Source organism: Caballeronia sp. J97, assembly GCF_905220305.1.
Taxonomy (GTDB): domain Bacteria; phylum Pseudomonadota; class Gammaproteobacteria; order Burkholderiales; family Burkholderiaceae; genus Caballeronia.
Genome location: NZ_CAJMZL010000016.1, coordinates 108,675 through 127,542, shown reverse-complemented (window position 1 = coordinate 127,542; position 18,868 = coordinate 108,675). Strand labels below are relative to the sequence as shown.

Genomic DNA, 18,868 nt, shown 5'->3' with positions numbered 1-18,868 from the left:
TTATGGACCACGCAAAAAACGCGCTCGCCAAGGTCCCGGAACTGACCCTGGCGTTCTGGATCATCAAGATCGCGGCGACGACGCTCGGCGAAACCGGCGGCGACGCACTCTCGATGTCGATGAATCTCGGCTATCTGGTCAGCACGGTCATCTTCGCGATGGTGTTCGTGGTGGCGGTGATCGCACAGATCAAGGCGGACCGGTTCCAGCCCGCGCTCTACTGGATCACGATCATCGCGACGACGACCGTCGGCACCACGCTCGCCGACTTTGCCGACCGTTCGCTCGGCATCGGCTATGCGGGCGGCAGCGCGATCCTGCTCGCGCTGCTGCTCGCGTCGCTTGCGGTGTGGCATCGCACGATGGGATCGGTGTCGGTGTCGACGATCGCATCGCCGAAAGCGGAGGCGTTCTATTGGGTGACGATCATGTTCTCGCAGACGCTCGGCACCGCGCTCGGCGACTGGACCGCCGACAGCGCGGGCTTCGGCTACACGGGCGCGGCGATGATCTTCGGCGGGCTGCTGTTGCTGATCGTGCTCGCGTATTACTTCACGAGCGTGTCGCGCACCGCGCTGTTCTGGGGCGCATTCATTCTGACGCGGCCGCTCGGCGCCGTGGTCGGCGATTTTCTCGACAAACCGATCTCGAATGGCGGACTCGCGTTGAGCCGCTACGGCGCGTCGATTGCGCTCGTGACGTTCATCATCGTGTGCGGATTCGTGTTCAGGCAGCGGCCCGCGCGCGTCGGGCACTGAGCTGCGTCGCAAAGAAAAACGGCGGTCCCGAAGGTCCGCCGCGTTGCTTGCGATTTCAACGAGCGCAATCGCTTACTTCGTTTTCAGATCGAAGCGGTCGAGGTTCATCACCTTCGCCCAGGCCGCGACGAAATCGTTGACGAACTTCTCTTTCGCATCGCTGCTCGCATAGACTTCGGCGAACGCGCGCAGCACCGAATGCGAGCCGAAGATCAGATCGACACGGCTGCCGGTCCACTTGCGCTGACCCGTCTTGCGATCGCGCCCCTCGAACACGTCGCGGCGTGACGACAGCGCCTGCCATTCGGTGTTCATGTCGAGCAGATTGACGAAGAAGTCGTTCGTCAGCGTTTCGGGCTTGTCGGTGAAGACGCCGTGCGCGCTGCTTCCGGCGGACACGTTCAGCGCGCGCAAACCGCCGATGAGCGCGGTCATCTCCGGCGCGGTCAGCGTCAGCAACTGCGCCTTGTCGATCAGCAGCGCTTCGACGGGCACGCGCACGTTGTCCTTGACGAAGTTCCGGAAGCCGTCGGCGACCGGTTCGAGCGCCGAGACCGAGAGCACGTCCGTCTTGTCCTGCGTGGCGTCCATGCGGCCCGGCGTGAACGGCACCGTGACCTTCTGACCGGCTTTCTCCGCCGCCTTCTCGATCGCCGCGCCGCCCGCCAGCACGATCAGGTCGGCCATCGAAATCTTCTTGCCGCCCGACTGCGCGCCGTTGAACTCTTTCTGGATGCCTTCGAGCGCCGACAGCACCTTGCCGAGTTGCTCGGGCTGGTTCGCCGCCCAGTCCTTCTGCGGAGCGAGACGGATGCGCGCGCCGTTCGCGCCGCCGCGTTTGTCGGAGCCCCGGAACGTCGACGCCGATGCCCACGCCGCCGAGACCAGATCGGCAATCGACAGCCCCGACGCCAGCACTTTCTGCTTGAGCGCGGCGACGTCCTGATCGCCGACGAGCGGATGATCGACCGCCGGAATCGGGTCTTGCCAGAGCAGGTCTTCCTGCGGCACTTCCGGCCCGAGATAACGGGCCTTCGGGCCCATGTCGCGGTGCGTCAGCTTGAACCACGCGCGAGCGAAGGCGTCGGCGAACTGGTCGGGGTTCTCCCAGAAACGCTTCGAAATCTTCGCGTATTCCGGATCGAAACGGAGCGACAAGTCGGTCGTCAGCATCGTCGGCTTGATTTTCTTCGACGCATCGTGCGCGTGCGGAATGGTTTCGGTCGAATCCTTCGCGACCCACTGATTCGCGCCCGCCGGGCTCTTGGTCAATTCCCATTCGTACCCGAACAGATTCTCCCAGAACCCCTGACCCCACTTCGTCGGCGTCGCGGACCAGGTCACTTCGAGGCCGCTCGTGATCGCATCCGCGCCCTTGCCGCTGCCGTAACTGCTCTTCCAGCCGAGGCCCATGTTCTCCAGATCGGCCGATTCGGGCTCGGGGCCGACGTTGTCGGCCGGCCCCGCGCCGTGCGTCTTGCCGAAAGTGTGACCGCCCGCGATCAGCGCGACGGTTTCCTCGTCGTTCATCGCCATGCGCGCGAAGGTTTCGCGGATGTCGTGCGCCGCCGCGAGCGGATCGGGATTGCCCTCCGGGCCTTCCGGATTGACGTAGATGAGCCCCATCTGCACCGCGCCCAGCGGGTTCTCCAGATTGCGGCCGTCGTCGGTGCGGCTGACTTCCTCGCCGTGTTTCTGCTCGTCGGCAGTGATCACGCCCTGGTCCTGGTCGTTGCCGGCCGCGCCCTTGCCGTAGCGCACATCGCCGCCGAGCCAGGTCTTTTCATTGCCCCAGTAGACGTCCTGATCCGGCTCCCACGTGTCTTCGCGGCCGCCCGCGAAACCGAAGGTCTTGAAGCCCATCGTTTCCAGCGCGACGTTGCCGGCGAGAATCATCAGATCGGCCCAGGAGAGCTTCTGGCCGTACTTCTGCTTGACGGGCCATAGCAGACGGCGAGCCTTGTCCAGGCTGACGTTGTCAGGCCAGCTATTGAGCGGCGCGAAACGTTGCTGACCGCGGCCGCCGCCTCCCCGACCGTCGCCGATGCGGTACGTGCCCGCGCTGTGCCATGCCATGCGGATGAAAAGCGGACCGTAGTGACCGAAATCCGCGGGCCACCAGTCCTGCGAATCGGTCATGACCGCTGCGAGGTCTTTCTTGACCGCGGCGAGATCGAGACTCTTGAATGCTTCGGCGTAGTCGAAGCTCGTGCCGAGCGGATTCGACTTGCCGGAATGCTGATTCAGCAGATCCACCCGTAATTGCCGCGGCCACCAGTCCCGGTTCGTCGTACCGGTGCCGGCAGCATGCGTAAACGGGCACTTCGATTCGTTTGACATGCGTTATCTCCTTGCGAGGACGTATCCACTCGTTCTTGTGCTACCCACTACCATGGCGTCAGATTCGTGCTTGCCATGCGGCACGGACCTGGTCCGATCAGGGATTTCGCAGCGTGCATCGGACGATCGCGGTCGTCCGGCAGCCTTGTACAACTTAAAAAATACGTGAGAGCGACGCCCAATAGAATGCGATTTTTGCAATCCCGCTGATAGGCGACGGCTATAAGACAGCGATGTGCATGTTGCAGCGCACGATCGCGCCATCGACCTGATCGGCGTATGTGAAGTTCGAGGCGCCTGACTTCCGTTCGTAACGAAATCGCAACTCCACGCGCGAGATCGCGCGAGAAACAGGGTCATTCAGTCTAGCAGCGTCTCATGACATTGACAGGCGAAGTGCACGTACGTCCCGGCCCGCTCCCGCCGACAATGAAACGGCACCTAAGTCAAGTCGTCCGTCCGGCAAATGGCGGGGACGCCGAAGGTGTTGGAGTATTTGACAACACACTATGGCGTTGTCAAAATGTCCAACACGAAGGCTAATCTGATTGCGCAGATACGCGAGGCGTACTCGTCGAATGCGTTCGTCGAAGTCACCATATGGCAGGTACCGCAACCCGTTCCGGGCTGTACTCATTCCTACAAGTACAGACTCGCATACGTGGTATCGAAAGTGTGCGTTCTGCGCTATGACAACGAGCAAGGGAAAGGCGACCATCGTCACTTCGTCGATGGCGAGACGCCTTACGAATTCTCGTCGGTCGAGCGGATTTATTCAGATTTCCTAACCGATGTGAATCGCTGGAACAGATGGAGGTTGAGATGATGAAGACCGTTACGATTGGCATCGCTTCGCTGGAAGAAGTCGGCGAACGAGTCATGAAGGCCGTGAAAAGCGGCAAATTCCAGGGCCATCTGTTCTCCTACGCCACTCCCGAGCTGCTCTTTCGCACCTTCACGACCCCGCGCTGGCAAATCATCCGTGCGATGACCGGCGCCGGCCCCATGTCGATCCGCGAGCTGTCGCGGCGGCTCGAACGCGACGTCAAGGGTGTGCATCGCGATGTGACGGCGCTGCTCGAAGCCGGCCTGCTGGAGCACGACGAACACGGCGCAATCGTCTTCCCGTACGACACGGTGCACGTCAATTTCACGTTGAAGGCAGCGGATCTCGCCCCGCCCGCGGCCGCGCGACGCAGCATCGGCGAAACCGCAACCGATGAAGATTGCGCACCATCGCCACGCAGCCCGCGCCGACGCGCGGCGCCACGAAAGCGCGAGCCTCGTCCGGCCGAAAGTCGCTGATCCACAGGAAGCCGACTTCTGCGGCCTGAATCCGGCCCGCGCGCCGGCATGTCGCGCAATCGTTCGGGAAGAATCCTCGGCATGGCCGCGGTACTTCGAATAACGGATCAGCTCCAGTCGTCCATGTCGTGCTTGATCTTGTGCCGATTCGCGATGAGTTCCTCCACGCTCGGCTCGTTGCTCATCGCGCGCTGGATGGCGAGTTTCGTGGCCTCGTAGTTCGTGCGATACATGTCCTTCTTGTCGAGATTCGCGTCTGTCGCGCAGCGCGGATCGATCCACACGAGGCTGATGATGCACAAGTCGTTGGCCTGATCCTTCGGCAGGATGCCTTCGACCAGGCAATCGACCACGGCGTCGGCCGTCGCGGACTGCACCACGCCACCGAACAGATCGATGTTCGCCATGTCCTTCAGCGTCACCTTCGGAACGATCATCGTCGCGGGCCTTACCATCTGATTGCACGCGCGAATCGCAAACATCGCGGTGTGCCCTTTCGACTGCGCCATCATGCTGGCGAACGCGTGGCCGACCGGTCCATCGACCCGGCCGATGAGAATTTCGGGCATCGCGTCCGTGGCTTGCCCGGGTGCCGCCAATACGGTGGCTTCGCCTGCGCGGAACGTCAGATCCTGACTCATGTGCACTCTCCTTGACGCTGAACGAGGTTCGTGGATCGAAATCGGCAGCGTCACGCAAGGATAGTGCCAGCCCGCTGGCGCGGCCCCTTCGTCACTTCCACGGCAACAGTCTGCTCTCGGCGTGTGACACATTGTTCGAGCCGTAGACGATCCAACTCTACGCGCGAAATCCACCGGGCAGCGCCAACACGCGGACCTCGCCGCATATCTTCTTCGTTATCCGAATGAATCAGGATGACGCGACCAAACCGGACAGTGGCGGACTGCCATCGGTTCAACGCCGAGCGGGTGGATTGGAGGAGAACTTAAGTATTAAGTTCACGACAAGTTGTAACCGACAGGCAAAAACTGCTGAATAACCCTCTATCTACGATGGCAATAGTCAATGACCCTGATGCATATATCAGCTTTAGCAAGTAGAATCCTTTGGCTCTAATCGTTCTACTGAAAAAAATCCCGAAGCTGGGATTCACATACATGCAAGCACCGCCCAAAATCAGTGTCCTGCTGCCTGTGTACAAGGTTGAGCCGTACATCGAAGAGTGCCTCGACTCACTATTGTCACAAACCTCCACCGACTTTGAAATCATCGCCGTCGACGACAGCAGTCCTGACCGCTCCGGTGAAATGACTTCCCGCATTCTGGAAAAACAAAACAGAATTCCGTGGAAACTTATTAAGAATCTCGAGAACAAAGGACTCGCCGAAACTCGCAAGATCGCCGCAATGGCCGCCCGCGGCGAATATGTGTTGTGCGTGGACAGCGACGATCACATTCACCCCGACACGATTCGCAGGGTAATCGAGGAAGCCGACGCGCATAATGCGGATGTCGTGATTTTCGCTGCCGAGAACATCACGCCCGACGGCAAGGTCAATTACCGCGTCGAGACCGGCGACACGGTCATCAGCGGCGTGCAGGCCGTCGAGAAAATCCTCGACCTGTCGCTGCAGGCGTATTGCTGTAACAAGTTAGTGCGCCGCTCGATCTTCCTCGACGTCGAACATCCGACCGGCCTGATTTACGAAGATATCTGCGTGTCGGTTCAGACGCTCGGCAAGTCGAAGATCGTGCGGCTCATTCCCGATACCCTTTATTCGTACATGTACCGGGAAACGGGAATATCGACACGCTTCAATCCGAATATCGTCGATCTCTACGCCATCATCGATCGGGTGGAGAGACTCACAGCATCGATGCCGATACCGAATTATCGCCGGCTGCTGTTCCGACTGAAGTACATCTATGCGTACCGCACGATCGCGTTTCAAGCCGCGATCAAGGCACCGACCTATCGGCTCGCCAAACCGATTTTGTGCAGTGTGTCAGAAAAGCTTCGCGTCGCGCATTTGCTCGGCATGTATTCGGATCATCGGCCGAAGCTGTCCATCGTCATGGCGATGCTCAAGATCCATCCGTGGATTTTCTATTGTTTCGTCCGCCGATTCGGAAGGGGATAATTCCGCACCGCACTAGTCGCATAAGATCCATCCATTAATCCGCCTCGCCGTTTCCGCAGTCCTTCTGCGGAAACGGAGTTTCTCTGCCATGCCGCCGCGCATCGCGGCCCCCTCGCTGCACGCTTTCCCGATGAGCGCGCTTGCGGCACCGCCCGATGCCGCGCCGCGTCAAACGCTCGTCCTGAGGAAGCCATCCCACCCTCGTAGCGATCCGGACTGATGGATCGGCGCATCCCCACGCGCCGACGTCCCGCCCTTTCGCCCAACGCACGCCCTACCGACACAATTGCCCACCGCGATAAGAGACGGCCTCGTCGCGGGCGCCGCCGTGCACGAAGCGGGCGTTTTCCCTGTCCTCCCTGTTTCGGGTGGGGGTGTGTTCCATATTCCGCCCGTAACGTGGCAGCAAGCCGCAAGCGTGCGGCCCATTTTCCCGCCCCGACGGCGCGCTGGCACTGGCGCCACCACCTGAGTCCAATCGAAACATGAACGCACTCGATGCCTATCGTCCACGCGCGGCGTGGATGACGACACTGATGCTGACGGCACTCGCCCTCATCAACTTCCTCGACAAGATCGTGCTCGGCATGGTGGCCGTGCCGCTGATGCGCGATCTGAACCTCACGCCCGGACAGTTCGGCATCCTGGCGGGAAGCTTTTTCTGGCTGTTCGCCGTATCGACCGTGCTCGTCGGGTTCCTGGCGAACCGGGTCCAGACGCGCTGGCTACTGCTCGCGATGGGCATCGCGTGGGCCTTCATCCAGATTCCGCAAGCCTTGATGAGCAGCATGGCGGCGTTTCTCGTCAGCCGCGTCGCGCTCGGCGCGGCGGAAGGGCCGTTCTATCCGGTCTACGTCCACGCGCTCTACAAATGGTTTCCTAACGAGAAGCGCAACATGCCCGTTGCGTGCGTGAATCAGGGTGCGGTCGTGGGCCTGTTGCTCGCGGGCCTGATCATCCCGATGATCACGCATCACTGGGGATGGCGCATGAACTTCATCGCGCTCGGTATCGTCGGCGTGGCGTGGAGCCTGCTGTGGCTGTGCTTTGGCCGAGAAGGGACGCTCACCGATCGTCCGCGTGCGCACGCCGGCCCCGACGCACCGAGGCGACACGTGCCATACCGCAAGCTGCTCAGCAACCCGAACGTACTGTGCGTGTTCTTTCTCGGCTTCGCCGCCTACTGGATGCTCGGCGCCGCCATGAGCTGGCTGCCGACCTATCTGGAAAAAGCGCTCGGCTTCTCGGGCATCGAGTCGGGCCGCTGGTTCGCGATCGTGATCGCCATTGCCGCGCCGTTCAGTCTCGGCCTGAGCTTTCTGTCGCAGCGCATGCTCGCCCGGGGCCTGACATCGCGCGGCGCGCGCGTGAACCTGCTGTGCGCGGCGTTCATCGGCGGCGCGTGTATCTTCTTCCTTCTGCTGCTGCCCGGCTTCACGCCCGTGCAGAAGATCCTGATATTCGCGCTCGCCAACGCACTGCCTACCGTATGCTTCGTGCTCGCGCCCGCGTTGCTGTCGGAAGTCGTGCCGGATACCCAACGCGGCGGGCTCATCGGCATCCATACGGCGCTGGCCAGCATGGGCGCGGCCATCTCACCGATGCTGATCGGCCGCATCGTGCAGATGAGCGGCGCTACGAACCCGCACGCTTACGAGCTCGGATTCGCGACGATCGCCGCCATGCTGATCCTCGCAGCGGTCGTCGCCCTGGTCTGGCTGCGTCCCGGGCGCTCGCGACACGATTCGAACGAATCGATCGCGCCGAGCGCCGCCTGAGTCCGTTCCAGACAACCCGAAGTCATAGCTGACGCACGACCGTCGCTTTCCAGGAAGCGCGGTCGCCGCGAAACAGCGTTTCCGTGCAACACAGCGCATTCCCTTGTATATCGAAGGGCGTGCTGCGAACCCGAAGCAGCGGCGACCCCGGTTCTACCTTCAGACGCCGCGCGTGCTCCTGCGTCGCGGCAATCGCCGCGCTGTCAGTCTGCACATGCCTGAGCCGCATGCCCATGCGCTCCTCGAGAATGCTCACCGCGTCGTTCGATCTCAGATCTTCAGCGACGAGCGCGCGAACCAGCGGCTCCGCGCCCATCATCGTGAACACGGCCACGGGCACCGCGTCCCACTTGCGCAGGGTCGTCGCGCACCAGAGCCTCTCCCCTTCATCGATGCCGAGCGCCCGCGCCGCGAATGCGGGCGCCTTGATCGCGCGAACCGACAGCAATTCGCCGTGCGCGACCCGTCCGGGTTTGCGCGCCGCCGCGACGAAACCCATCGCTTGCCCAGCAATCGAATGCGCCGCCGGGCGCGTGACGAAACTTCCCTTGCCGTTGATTTTTTCGATCAGGCCTCTTGCATGCAAGCCTGCCAACGCCTGCCGAATCGTGATGCGGCTCACGCCGTATACATCGACGAGTTCGGCTTCCGACGGCAGCTTGACGCCCGGCGTGAGCTCGTTCGCGACGATCTGCTGCCGCAAGGTTTCTTCGATCTGCCTGAAGCGGGGCTGAGTCATCGCGAATCGTCCAGCATGTCTGCCGTTTAGCAGTGATATGGCGATTCTAGCGGGCAGGCTGTGATAACAGGTTACGGGTTTGGACCGATAGGCCTGTCATGACAGGTGGTGACATCATCGCGCGATTGAAAGTTGCGAGCCGCGACAGAAGTGCCGCCGCGCGTCGAAGCAGAATCCGACGCGCGGCGCCAATGGAAGAGAGGACGACGAGAAGAACCGCAGCGGCTGTAACGCGGCCTTAGAACGTCGAGAGCGTCAGCGTATTGCGCACCGATTTCACGCCGGGCACGTCCTGCGCCACGCGCGTCGCCTGTTCGATCTGCGCTTCCTCCGGCACCCAGCCTTCCAGCAACACGTCGCCGTCGGCTGCGCTCGCACGCACCGTGATGCCTGCCGCGCGCAGCCCTTTCGCCTTGGAAAGCGCCGTCAGGATGCGCCGGCGCAGCGCGCGGTCGGCGGCTTTCGGCGAGGTCTTGCCCGCGTTCGCCGCCTGCGTCGTCTGTGCAGCGGTGCTCGCGGCCGGCACGGAAACGCTGGCGGGCGCGGGCGCCGGGATCTGCACCTGAGCCTGCGCCTGCGCGTGGCACGCGACGCCGCCGGCAAGCAGCGCAATGGTGAGTTGTACGATTCGAATGGGATTCATAGTCTTGCTTGTTGCCATGATCGTTGTGACCTGTTCTCGATGCAATGAAAGCGCAAAAAAGCACCCGCCGCGCCCGCAGGCGCGGGCAAGGCGGGCACGGTGTCAATCAGAAGCGATGCGTCATGCCCACGCCGACGAGCGTCTGCTTCGCGCCCGGCCCGTTGGCCGTGTTGCCGGGCCAGGTGGTCGTCGCGAGACCGTTGTTTTTGATGTAGCCCGCGCGCGCGTAGAACGACGTGCGCTTCGACACGCTGTGGTCCGCGCCGACCTGCACGCCCCAGCTGTTGTCATGCACACCGCGCACCAGCCGCTGAAACACAGCCACTTCGAACACGTCGGCGGGCGTGGCCTGAATTGTCGCGCCGAGTTCCGAGACGCTGAACGGATGCGCGGCGTCCATGCGCGCGGCGACCGAGCCCGCTGCCGCTTCATCCGGCTTGTGATACGCGTAGTTGAACTGCAGGTTCACGATGCCGATACGATAGGCCAGCGCGGCGGTAAAGTGCGCGACGGGAACCGTATTCACCGCGGCCGGCAGCCCGGGGAAGCTCTTCGAGCCCGGCCGCTGATACAGATACGCCAGGCCGACGTACAGCCCGTAGCCCGAGTATGTACCGGCGATATCGAACATATTGCCGATACTCTGCGGATACGGCTGCGTGACTGTGGTCGACAGCGCATACATGCCCAAGAGCTGGAATCCGCTCAGGTTGGGCGATCGATAGAAGATCGAGTTGCTCGAACGCCCGCCACCCGTCTGGGTCGACAGCGTGTTGCGGTCGATGCTCGTCGCCATGGCCGCGACCGGCGAGAGCAGTTCGTTCGCGCGGAACGGTTCGCTCGGATACAGCGCCCAGAAGGTTGGCTGGTACTGCCTGCCGAAAGTCAACGTGCCGTATTTCTCGTGCGTCATGCCGACCCACGCCTGGCGATAGAACATCGCGCCGCTATCGACCGAAAAGGTGCCGTTGTTGAGGTTGTAGCCGTTCTCCAGCGTGAACACGGCTTTCAGTCCGCCGCCGAGATCCTCGCTGCCCTTCAGGCCGAACATCGAACTGCTGCCGGCGCCGCTTCGTATCGACCACGACTGCCGGCCGCCATTGTTGAACCACTGGAAGAATGCATCGGCAACGCCGTAGAGCGTGACGCTCGATTGCGCCGCCGCACTGCCGGCCGCGATCGCCAGCGCCGCGCCGACGATGCCGTTCCTGATCAAACGCATGGGTGTCTCCTTTCTTGTGTGCCGAACCGGCCAGTGTGTGATCGATGCGCACGACCCACGCCGATGCAGCACCGACCCATTTCGGCCCAGTGTTGCAGTCCATGACAAACCCATCACTACCCGAAGCGAGTAGGCACGGGAATACCCGCATTCTTCGACGTCGCTGACTACCATTCTTTCGCAAAACGAACAATTGACTTATTCCTATTCTTCGGCGCGATGATGTACGCATGTTCCCTAGCGCGCGGCGTGCATCGCGACCGCTAGAATCAGTGGATTAGGCAGAGTCCTAATTTGGTTTCGCATTCGAGCTGGTCACATGAGAGACGCAGGTGTGAGATGACTGAAACGATCGTCCTTCGCAATCCCAACCATATCGACGACGACCCGGCGCTTATATCCGCGCCTTCGCCGGCCGGGCCCGCCTGCGCGTCGCCACGCGCGTCGACGCGCGTCCTCGGCCGCGAGCGGCTCGTCGCGCAACTCGTGGAAGCGCGCCGCAAGCGCTGCATCGTGATGCAAAGCCCGGCGGGCTACGGGAAAACGACCGCGCTGATCGCGTGGCGCGAGGCGCTCTATCCGCTCGCGTTTCAGGTCGCGTGGCTCACGCTCGTTCCGGAAATCGACGATCTCGCCCCCTTTCTCGACGCGCTCGCCGCGAGTCTTGCCCACGTCGATCAGTCGATCTCGCGCGATGCGGCGCTGCTCGGCGGCCGGGGCACGGACGACGAAGCGATCGAGCGCACGATCATCGCGCTGGTGCGCGGCATCACGAGCCGCCAAGACGATCTGGTGCTCGTCCTCGACGACCTGCATCGTCTGACGGACCGGCGCTGCCACCAGTCGCTGCAATGGCTGCTCGATTACGCGCCGCCGAATCTGCATGTCGTGCTGGCGTCGCGCGGCGCGATGCCGCTGTCGCTCGGACGGATCCGCGACGCGGGCCTGCTGCTCGAACTCGACATGCGCGATCTGCGCTTCTCGATGGCCGAATCCACGGCGTTCCTCCAGTCGCACTTTCCGGACATCGGCACGCGCGACGCACGGCGCATGCACGACATGACCGACGGCTGGGTCGCGGGCCTTCAGCTCATGGTGGCCGGCGCGAAGCGGGCGAGAGCCGCGCCGGCGCGCATCGCACCCGATGCGCCGTCGGACGGCGCGCCCTTGCTGGACAGCAGCACGTTCGCGCATTACTTCAGGCGCGAAGTCCTGTCCCGGCTCGCCGCGAGCGAAGTCGAACTGCTCGTGAGGATGTCGGTATGCGAGCGCTTGTGCGCGCCGCTATGTGTTGCGCTGATCGGCGGAGAGGATCATCCCGACAGCGTGCTGCGCCTGCTCGCGCGCCTCGAAAGCGACAATCTCTTTCTCGCGCCGGCCGGCCACGATGCGCGTCATATATGGCACCGGCTGAATCCGCTCTTTCGCGAAACGCTGCTCGAACGCTTTCGCGAACGCGGCGCGCCGCAGCAGCGGCAGGTGCATCGCGCGGCGTGGCAATGGTTCAGCGATCACGATCATGCCGACGAGGCCGTGCGCCATGCCGTCCTCGCCGGCGATCCGTCCGCCGCCGCCGATCTCGTCGTGCGCATCGCGCGCGGCCTGCATCTTCGCGGCGATCTGCGCAAGGTAGTCGCGCTAATGCGCCTGCTGCCGCAAGCCGAGGTCCAGGCGCGCGCCAGCCTGCGGCTCTGGATGATCCATCTGCATCTGTACGCCCGCGAATTCGACGCGTGCGCAAGCGCGATCGAGCGGCTGCGCGCCGATCTCGCTCCCGGCGACACCCAGTCGCGCTACGGCCTGACGCTTCTGCAGACCGCGCTCGCCGTCCAGCGCGACGATCTCGACGGGGCCTGTGCGCTGCTCGCGCCGTTGCGCGCGCTGCCCGACGGCGCGCACGGCATCGAGATCGGAGCGCGCAACAATCTGCTCTCGTGGATTCACGCGCGGTGCGGCGAATTCGATGAAGCGCGCCTCATTCACACCGAGCGCGGCGCCACGCTGGCCCATGGCGCGCCGATCCTGTCGACATCGGCGGGCGCGCTGAACGGACGCGCCCTCGTGGGCTTCAGCTATCTGCTCGAAGGCGATCTGCTGCGCACCGAGCGCGTCTGCCGCGACGTGCTTCACGAAGCCGAGCCGCGCGGCGGCGCGGCGGCCGAAGCGACCGCGCTCGCCACCGCGCTGCTGGGCGAGGTGCTGTACGAATCCGGCGATGCGGAACAGGCGCGCAAGCTGCTCGAAAAGCACGTCGACGTGATCGAGCGCGTGTCGCTTCCGGATTCGGTGACGAGCGCGTTCACGGTGCTGTCGTCGTCATATTGGCTGTCGGGTGATCGGTTAGGCGCGCTCGCCTGGCTCGACCGGCTGGAGGACTATGCGCAAAAGCACGACTTGCGCCGGGCGCTCGTCCATTGCGTCGCGGAGCGTGCGCGGCGCGCGCTGCAAGCCGGGCAGTTCGACGCCGCGCAGCCGGATCTCGCGCGGCTCCACGAGTTGACCGCAAGCGCCGGAACCGGCGCCCAGGCGGCCGATTTCCGGGTGATGGCCGAGCAGGCACACATCGAATGGCGTCTCGCCCAGAAAGATTTCGATGCCGCCGAGCCTGCGCTCACCTCGCTGATCGAGCTATGCCGCGAGCGCGGCTGGCAACGGCGCGTCGTGTTCTTCAAGATGCAGAAGGCCGTCGCGGCGCACTGCCGGGGTGACGCCGCGTCGGCCCGCGCGCTCACGCTGGCCGCGATGCGGCGCGGGCACCGGCTGGGCCTCGTGCGCACGCTGCTCGACGCCCATCCCGCCGCGCTGGATCTGATCGGCCGCGTATCCCGCGACGAGCCGCAGAATGCGGTCCTGCAGTTCTACGCGGACCGCCTGAGCGACGCGCAGCGCCGCGCCGCGCCGCCGTCGTCCGCCGCGCCGAAGCCCGGTGTGCGTTGCGGCGACGCCGGAATGCAGGACATCCTGAGCGAGCGCGAATCAAAAGTGCTGAGTCTCCTTGCGCAGGCTCTGCCGAACAAAAAGATCGCCCGGACGATGGGCATTTCGCCCGAAACGGTCAAATGGCATCTGAAGAACATCTACGGCAAGCTCGGCGTGTCGCGCCGCGACGAAGCCGTGGCGCGCCTGCGGGATCTCGCCCTGGAAAAGGGCGCGTGATCCCGGGCGCGGGCTCGATCGACAAGTTGGCCGGCGCCTCGGCGTGAACCGGGCGAGTCGCCTCGCGCATCACTCGGCACCCGGCGACGATACGCGGCGGCGCCCGGCACGCCGCCACCCACCTCGGGTGGTCACACACCATCGCACCCGCGCCTATCCTTCATGCTCAGAGGACACAAAGGGCACGCGATCCCGGAGTCCGGCGCGCGCCCCTTGGCGGCATCCGGCAGAAAGGGCATCCATGCTCGGGAGACAGAGGCTATGAGCACGCTCGAAGCAAGCGGCAAGACTACGCCGCCACATAGGCGCGTACGGTTTTCCGTGCGGCAGATGCGCGTCGCACATCGCGCGGGCGGCGCACCGAGCCTTCGCGGCGGGGGATCGCGGCCGCGCATCGGGCAGCGCTCGTTCGCGGATTTCATTCCATTCCGCGCCACGCTCGTCGCCGAGCACCCGATGCCGATGGCCGAGCCGCCGTCGGTCGACCCGCCCTGCCGTCAGCCACAGGCTTCGCACATCGCCTGCATGCGTCAACTTCACGCGAACTCATAAAAACTTACTACCCAGGAAACTGCAATGCACATCGAACGCACTGTCTTCAGAGACGATCATGAAATGCTTCGTACTACTGCGCGACGCTTCTTCGAGCGTGAATGCGCGCCGCGCCAGCACGAATGGGACCAGGCCGGCTGCGTGGATCGCGAGACCTGGCTGAAGGCCGCTCGCCAGGGACTGCTCTGCCTGTCGCTTCCGGAAGAATACGGTGGCGGCGGCGGGGATTTCGGGCACGTGGCCATCATCAACGAGGAAATGACGCGTGTGGGCGTGAGTGGGCTGGGCTTCGCGGTGCATTCGGACATCGTCGCACCTTATATCGCGCGCATTGGCAGCGAGGAGCAAAAGCGCAAGTGGCTTCCGGAGATCTGCCGGGGCGAGAAGATTCTCGCCATCGCCATGAGCGAGCCGGGCACCGGCAGCGACCTCAAGGCAGTGCGTACCACCGCCCGCCGCGACGGCGACCACTACGTGATCAATGGCAGCAAGACGTTCATCAGCAACGGGCTCAACGCCGATCTCGTGGTGGTGGTCTGCACGACGGACCCCAAGGCGGGCGCGAAAGGCGTGAGCCTGATCGTCGTCGAGACCACGCGCGCGGGCTTCCGGCGCGGCCGCAAGCTGGACAAGATCGGCCAGTACGCGCAGGACACCGCGGAACTTTTCTTCGACGACGTGCGCGTGCCGGTCGAGAACCTGCTCGGCGAGGAAGGCAAGGGCTTTGCGTACCTGATGAGCGAACTGCCGCAGGAGCGGTTGAGCATCGCGATCGGCGCGGCGGCGCGGCTGGAAGTCTGCCTCGAGCACACGCTGAACTACGTGAAGGACCGCCGCGCGTTCAACCAGACGGTCTGGGATTTCCAGAACACGAAGTTCAAGCTCGCGGACATCAAGGCTCAGGCCATCGCCGTGCGGCTGATGGTCGATCACTATCTCGGCGAGCACATGCGCCGACGCCTGACGCTGGAGGAATCCGCCGTAGCGAAGCTGTACGCGACGGAATCGCTCGGCAAGGCGCTCGACGAAATGCTGCAACTGCATGGCGGCTACGGTTACATGCTGGAGTATCCGATCGCCCGCGCGTTCGTCGATTCCCGTGTGACGCGCATCTACGGCGGCACGAGCGAAGTCATGCGCGATCTGATCTCGCGCAAGTTGTGAAGTCATCGAAGCATTCCATCGAATCAACTTCAGCAGTCCTGGACCACGAAAGGAGAATCACATGAGCCGCAAGGTGTTTGTCGCGGGTGTCGGCATGATCCCGTTCAAGAAGCCGGGTGCGAGCGAAACGTACGACGTGATGGGCGAGTTCGCCATCCGTGACGCGCTCGCCGACGCCGGACTCGACTTCAAGGCCATCCAGCAAGCCTATGCCGGCTTCGTCTACGGCGACTCGACGTCCGGGCAGAAGGCCATCTATCGCGTCGGCATGACGGGCATTCCCATCCTCAACGTCAACAACAACTGCGCGACCGGCTCCTCCGCGCTGTTCCTCGCGCGCCAGGCCGTGGAATCCGGCGCGGTCGACTGCGCGCTGGCGGTCGGCTTCGAGTTCATGCAGCCGGGTCCGCTGACGCCGAAATGGACCGACCGCGCCCCGGCGCTCGAGCGCGCGCTCGCCATGACCAACGAACTCGTCGGCCACACCGAGATCCCGCCCGCGATCCGCCAGTTCGCAGGCGCCGGCCTCTCGCACATGCGCAAGTACGGCACGAAGCTGGAAACGTTCGCGCGCATTCGGGCGAAGGCGAGCCAGCACGCGGCGCGCAATCCGCTCGCGGTGTTCCGCAACGTCGTGTCGACGGAAGACGTGATGAACGCGCCGGTTTTGTGGGAGGGCGTGCTGACGCGCCTGATGGCATGCCCGCCGACCTGCGGCGGCGCGGCCGCGATCCTCGTGTCGGAAGCGTTCGCGCGCAGGCACGGACTGCGCACCGACGTGGTGATCGCCGGCCAGTCGCTCGCCACCGATCTGCCGAGCACGTATGCCGCGAACGACATGATCCGCGTCGTCGGCTTCGACATCACGCGCAATGCGTCGCAGCAGGCTTACGAGCAGGCGGGCGTCGGGCCGGAGGACATCGACGTGATCGAATTGCACGACTGCTTCGCGCAAAACGAGCTGCTGACCTACGAGGGGCTCGGCCTGTGCAAGGAGGGCGAAGGCGAACGCCTGGTCCTCGATGGCGACAACACCTATGGCGGCAAGTGGGTGACCAATCCGTCGGGCGGCCTGCTCTCGAAGGGGCATCCGCTGGGCGCGACGGGTCTCGCGCAGTGCTTCGAACTGACGCACCAGTTGCGCGGCACGGCGGGCGAGCGTCAGGTCGCGGGCGCGAAGGTGGCGATGCAGCACAACCTCGGGCTCGGGGGCGCGGGCGTCGTCACCATCTTCAAGCGAGCCGCGTGATGACGATCGACAAAAAGCATATCGGCATGCGCCTGCCGATATTCACCGCGACCACCGATGCGTGGCGCCTGCGTTTCTTCGCGAAAGCGACCGGCGAAACGAACCCGGTCTATTTCGACGAGGCCGCGGCGCACGATGCGGGCTATCCCGCGCTGCCGCTGCCGCCCACCTTCCTGTTCTCGCTCGAATTCGAACAGGGATCGACCGGATGGCGCGACGAGCTGGGCATGGAGATGTCGCGCATCCTGCACGGCGAGCAGTCGTTCACGTATCACCGCATCGCTTATGCGGGCGATGTGCTGCGCTACGAAAGCCGGATCGCCGACATCTACGACAAGAAGAACGGCGCGCTGTGGTTCATCGTGCGCGAGACGCGCGTGACGAACCAGCGCGGCGAGCACGTAGCCGATCTGCGCAGCGTCATCGTGCAGCGATAAGCGGAGGACATGCGTATGAAAATCGTGACTTTCGATTCGATCGAGGTCGGCGACACCCTGCCGCCGATTTCTCTTCCCCCGGTCAGCCGCACGATGCTCGCGTTGTTCGCGGGCGCGTCGGGCGACCATAACGCGGTTCACATCGACACCGACTATGCGCGCCGCGCCGGTGCGCCGGACGTGTTCGCGCACGGCATGCTGTCGATGGCGTGGCTCGGCCGGCTGCTCACGTCGTGGGTCGAGCAACGGCAATTGCGCGCGTTCGGCGCGCGATTCGTCGGCATCACGCAGCTCGGGCATGTCATCACGTGCACGGGCACGGTCATCGAGAAATTCGAGGCCGAAGGCGAACGCCGCGTGCGCCTCGAGATTCAGACCGTCAATCAGTACGGTGAGCCGCGCGTGGTCGGCGAAGCGGTCGTCGCGCTGTGACTTCATTCATCAGGAAAGACATCATGGGAAAGCTCGAAGGCAAAGTAGCATTGGTAACCGGCTCGGGACGCGGCATAGGCCAGTCGATCGCGCTCAAGCTCGCGAGCGAGGGCGCGCGCCTCGTCATCAACGATCTCGATGCCGAACCCGCGCATGAGACCATCGAACTGCTGAAAAAGCAGGGCCACGAAGCGGTGGCGTGCGTCGGCAATGTCGCGGCGCCGGATTTCGCGGACCGGTTCATCGGCACGGCAATGAACACGTACCAGGGCCTCGACATCATCGTCAACAATGCGGGCTTCACGTGGGACGACGTGGTGCAGAGAATGACCGACGAGCAGTGGTACGCCATCATGGATTGCCATCTCACCGCGCCCTTCCGCATCCTGCGCGCGGCCTATCCGCACATCAAGAAGCTGCATGCCGCCGACAAGGAAGCGGGCCGCGAGCACTATCGCAAGATCGTGAATATCTCGTCGGTATCGGCGTTGAACGGCAATGCCGGGCAGATGAACTACTCGTCGGCAAAAGCGGGCGTGATCGGCATGACGCGCGCGCTGGCGCGCGAATGGGGGCGTTTGAACGTCAACGTGAATTGCGTCGCGTTCGGGCTGATTCATACGCGCATGACCGTGAGCACGGAGGCCGCCGCAAGCGTGAAGATCGACGGACGCGACATTCGCGTCGGGCTCAACGCCGACACGCTGAAGGCCCACTCGCAGCGCAATCCGCTCGGGCGCGGCGGCACGCCGGAGGAAGCGGCGGGCGGCGTCTATCTGTTCTGCTCGCCCGAATCGAATTACATCACGGGGCAGACGATCGCCGTGGCGGGGAACATCCAGTAGCGAGATTCGATCCGGTCAGTTTGAATCAGGGACGTTCCCTTGGCACGCTCGGGCTTCGGCCCGACGTGCCTTTTTTTGGTTCGCCGTCACGATTCAGTCGTGCTCGCGCCCCGCGCGGAATCCCAGCCCGCCGGCCTTCAACCGTG

General features: G+C 63.8%; 17 protein-coding genes. 12 read left to right on the top strand and 5 right to left on the bottom strand.

What is annotated here, in order from left to right; genetic code table 11:
- Positions 1–2: 2 nt before the first annotated feature.
- Positions 3–758, top strand: coding sequence for a hypothetical protein (locus U4Y90_RS20915; protein WP_321797336.1), 756 nt, complete (start codon positions 3–5; stop codon positions 756–758).
- A 72-nt stretch (positions 759–830) separates the two neighbouring features.
- Here U4Y90_RS20915 and katG read toward each other — a convergent pair whose 3' ends face one another.
- Entirely contained in the window at positions 831–3,098 is a 2,268-nt protein-coding gene (gene katG / locus U4Y90_RS20910) for a catalase/peroxidase HPI (RefSeq protein ID WP_321797334.1), read from the bottom strand.
- Positions 3,099–3,564: 466 nt separating this feature from the next.
- On the opposite strand from katG, the gene U4Y90_RS20905 reads away from it, so the two are divergent.
- Both U4Y90_RS20905 and U4Y90_RS20900 read left to right on the top strand, forming a co-directional pair.
- Positions 3,565–3,924, top strand: a complete 360-nt coding sequence (locus tag U4Y90_RS20905; RefSeq protein ID WP_321797333.1) for a toxin-antitoxin system TumE family protein — start codon at positions 3,565–3,567, stop codon at positions 3,922–3,924.
- On the top strand, positions 3,921–4,403 hold the full coding sequence (locus tag U4Y90_RS20900) for a transcriptional regulator (RefSeq protein WP_321797332.1): 483 nt from the start codon (positions 3,921–3,923) through the stop codon (positions 4,401–4,403). Before U4Y90_RS20905 ends, U4Y90_RS20900 begins: the two co-directional genes overlap by 4 nt.
- Positions 4,404–4,510: 107 nt before the next feature.
- Here U4Y90_RS20900 and fae read toward each other — a convergent pair whose 3' ends face one another.
- A complete protein-coding gene (fae, locus tag U4Y90_RS20895) occupies positions 4,511–5,044 on the bottom strand; it encodes a formaldehyde-activating enzyme (RefSeq protein WP_321797331.1) in 534 nt (177 codons plus the stop codon).
- 477 nt (positions 5,045–5,521) lie between these two features.
- Here fae and U4Y90_RS20890 point away from each other — a divergent pair, with 477 nt between their 5' ends.
- Positions 5,522–6,505: a glycosyltransferase family 2 protein gene (locus U4Y90_RS20890; protein ID WP_321797329.1), complete on the top strand. Its 984-nt coding sequence runs from the start codon at positions 5,522–5,524 to the stop codon at positions 6,503–6,505.
- 485 nt (positions 6,506–6,990) lie between these two features.
- Positions 6,991–8,283 carry an MFS transporter gene (locus U4Y90_RS20885; protein ID WP_321797328.1) on the top strand — a complete coding sequence of 431 codons (1,293 nt, stop codon included), beginning with the start codon at positions 6,991–6,993 and terminating at the stop codon, positions 8,281–8,283.
- 22 nt (positions 8,284–8,305) lie between these two features.
- On the opposite strand, the gene U4Y90_RS20880 is transcribed toward U4Y90_RS20885, so the two are convergent.
- The 3 genes from U4Y90_RS20880 to U4Y90_RS20870 all read right to left on the bottom strand — a co-directional run bounded on the left by U4Y90_RS20880 (position 8,306) and on the right by U4Y90_RS20870 (position 10,887).
- Positions 8,306–9,022: a GntR family transcriptional regulator gene (locus tag U4Y90_RS20880; RefSeq protein WP_321797327.1), complete on the bottom strand. Its 717-nt coding sequence runs from the start codon at positions 9,020–9,022 to the stop codon at positions 8,306–8,308.
- A gap of 238 nt (positions 9,023–9,260) precedes the next feature.
- Positions 9,261–9,665, bottom strand: coding sequence for a BON domain-containing protein (locus U4Y90_RS20875; protein ID WP_321797326.1), 405 nt, complete (start codon positions 9,663–9,665; stop codon positions 9,261–9,263).
- Between the two features lie 106 nt (positions 9,666–9,771).
- Complete coding sequence (locus U4Y90_RS20870; protein ID WP_321797325.1) at positions 9,772–10,887, bottom strand: porin; 1,116 nt, start codon at positions 10,885–10,887, stop codon at positions 9,772–9,774.
- 339 nt (positions 10,888–11,226) lie between these two features.
- On the opposite strand from U4Y90_RS20870, the gene U4Y90_RS20865 reads away from it, so the two are divergent.
- From U4Y90_RS20865 to U4Y90_RS20835, 7 genes are all read left to right on the top strand, one after another.
- The gene (locus U4Y90_RS20865; RefSeq protein WP_321797324.1) at positions 11,227–14,043 is read left to right on the top strand and encodes a LuxR C-terminal-related transcriptional regulator; all 2,817 of its coding nucleotides are present in this window, start codon (positions 11,227–11,229) and stop codon (positions 14,041–14,043) included.
- 261 nt (positions 14,044–14,304) lie between these two features.
- Positions 14,305–14,595: a hypothetical protein gene (locus U4Y90_RS20860; RefSeq protein WP_321797323.1), complete on the top strand. Its 291-nt coding sequence runs from the start codon at positions 14,305–14,307 to the stop codon at positions 14,593–14,595.
- 24 nt (positions 14,596–14,619) lie between these two features.
- The gene (locus U4Y90_RS20855; RefSeq protein WP_321797322.1) at positions 14,620–15,759 is read left to right on the top strand and encodes an acyl-CoA dehydrogenase family protein; all 1,140 of its coding nucleotides are present in this window, start codon (positions 14,620–14,622) and stop codon (positions 15,757–15,759) included.
- Between the two features lie 61 nt (positions 15,760–15,820).
- Positions 15,821–17,008, top strand: a complete 1,188-nt coding sequence (locus U4Y90_RS20850) for a lipid-transfer protein (RefSeq protein WP_321797321.1) — start codon at positions 15,821–15,823, stop codon at positions 17,006–17,008.
- Positions 17,008–17,445 carry a MaoC family dehydratase N-terminal domain-containing protein gene (locus tag U4Y90_RS20845; RefSeq protein WP_321797320.1) on the top strand — a complete coding sequence of 146 codons (438 nt, stop codon included), beginning with the start codon at positions 17,008–17,010 and terminating at the stop codon, positions 17,443–17,445. The genes U4Y90_RS20850 and U4Y90_RS20845 overlap by 1 nt, the downstream gene beginning before the upstream one ends.
- A gap of 15 nt (positions 17,446–17,460) precedes the next feature.
- Positions 17,461–17,877 carry a MaoC family dehydratase gene (locus tag U4Y90_RS20840; RefSeq protein ID WP_321797318.1) on the top strand — a complete coding sequence of 139 codons (417 nt, stop codon included), beginning with the start codon at positions 17,461–17,463 and terminating at the stop codon, positions 17,875–17,877.
- A 23-nt stretch (positions 17,878–17,900) separates the two neighbouring features.
- Complete coding sequence (locus U4Y90_RS20835) at positions 17,901–18,722, top strand: SDR family NAD(P)-dependent oxidoreductase (RefSeq protein ID WP_321797317.1); 822 nt, start codon at positions 17,901–17,903, stop codon at positions 18,720–18,722.
- Positions 18,723–18,868 lie beyond the last annotated feature (146 nt).

Bases quoted from the DNA above. Each gene is read 5' to 3' on its own strand.
- U4Y90_RS20915 (WP_321797336.1), top strand. From the start codon at position 3: ATGGACCACGCAAAAAACGCGCTCGCCAAGGTCCCGGAACTGACCCTG.
- katG (WP_321797334.1), bottom strand. From the start codon at position 3,098: ATGTCAAACGAATCGAAGTGCCCGTTTACGCATGCTGCCGGCACCGGT.
- U4Y90_RS20905 (WP_321797333.1), top strand. From the start codon at position 3,565: ATGGCGGGGACGCCGAAGGTGTTGGAGTATTTGACAACACACTATGGC.
- U4Y90_RS20900 (WP_321797332.1), top strand. From the start codon at position 3,921: ATGATGAAGACCGTTACGATTGGCATCGCTTCGCTGGAAGAAGTCGGC.
- fae (WP_321797331.1), bottom strand. From the start codon at position 5,044: ATGAGTCAGGATCTGACGTTCCGCGCAGGCGAAGCCACCGTATTGGCG.
- U4Y90_RS20890 (WP_321797329.1), top strand. From the start codon at position 5,522: ATGCAAGCACCGCCCAAAATCAGTGTCCTGCTGCCTGTGTACAAGGTT.
- U4Y90_RS20885 (WP_321797328.1), top strand. From the start codon at position 6,991: ATGAACGCACTCGATGCCTATCGTCCACGCGCGGCGTGGATGACGACA.
- U4Y90_RS20880 (WP_321797327.1), bottom strand. From the start codon at position 9,022: ATGACTCAGCCCCGCTTCAGGCAGATCGAAGAAACCTTGCGGCAGCAG.
- U4Y90_RS20875 (WP_321797326.1), bottom strand. From the start codon at position 9,665: ATGAATCCCATTCGAATCGTACAACTCACCATTGCGCTGCTTGCCGGC.
- U4Y90_RS20870 (WP_321797325.1), bottom strand. From the start codon at position 10,887: ATGCGTTTGATCAGGAACGGCATCGTCGGCGCGGCGCTGGCGATCGCG.
- U4Y90_RS20865 (WP_321797324.1), top strand. From the start codon at position 11,227: ATGACTGAAACGATCGTCCTTCGCAATCCCAACCATATCGACGACGAC.
- U4Y90_RS20860 (WP_321797323.1), top strand. From the start codon at position 14,305: ATGAGCACGCTCGAAGCAAGCGGCAAGACTACGCCGCCACATAGGCGC.
- U4Y90_RS20855 (WP_321797322.1), top strand. From the start codon at position 14,620: ATGCACATCGAACGCACTGTCTTCAGAGACGATCATGAAATGCTTCGT.
- U4Y90_RS20850 (WP_321797321.1), top strand. From the start codon at position 15,821: ATGAGCCGCAAGGTGTTTGTCGCGGGTGTCGGCATGATCCCGTTCAAG.
- U4Y90_RS20845 (WP_321797320.1), top strand. From the start codon at position 17,008: ATGACGATCGACAAAAAGCATATCGGCATGCGCCTGCCGATATTCACC.
- U4Y90_RS20840 (WP_321797318.1), top strand. From the start codon at position 17,461: ATGAAAATCGTGACTTTCGATTCGATCGAGGTCGGCGACACCCTGCCG.
- U4Y90_RS20835 (WP_321797317.1), top strand. From the start codon at position 17,901: ATGGGAAAGCTCGAAGGCAAAGTAGCATTGGTAACCGGCTCGGGACGC.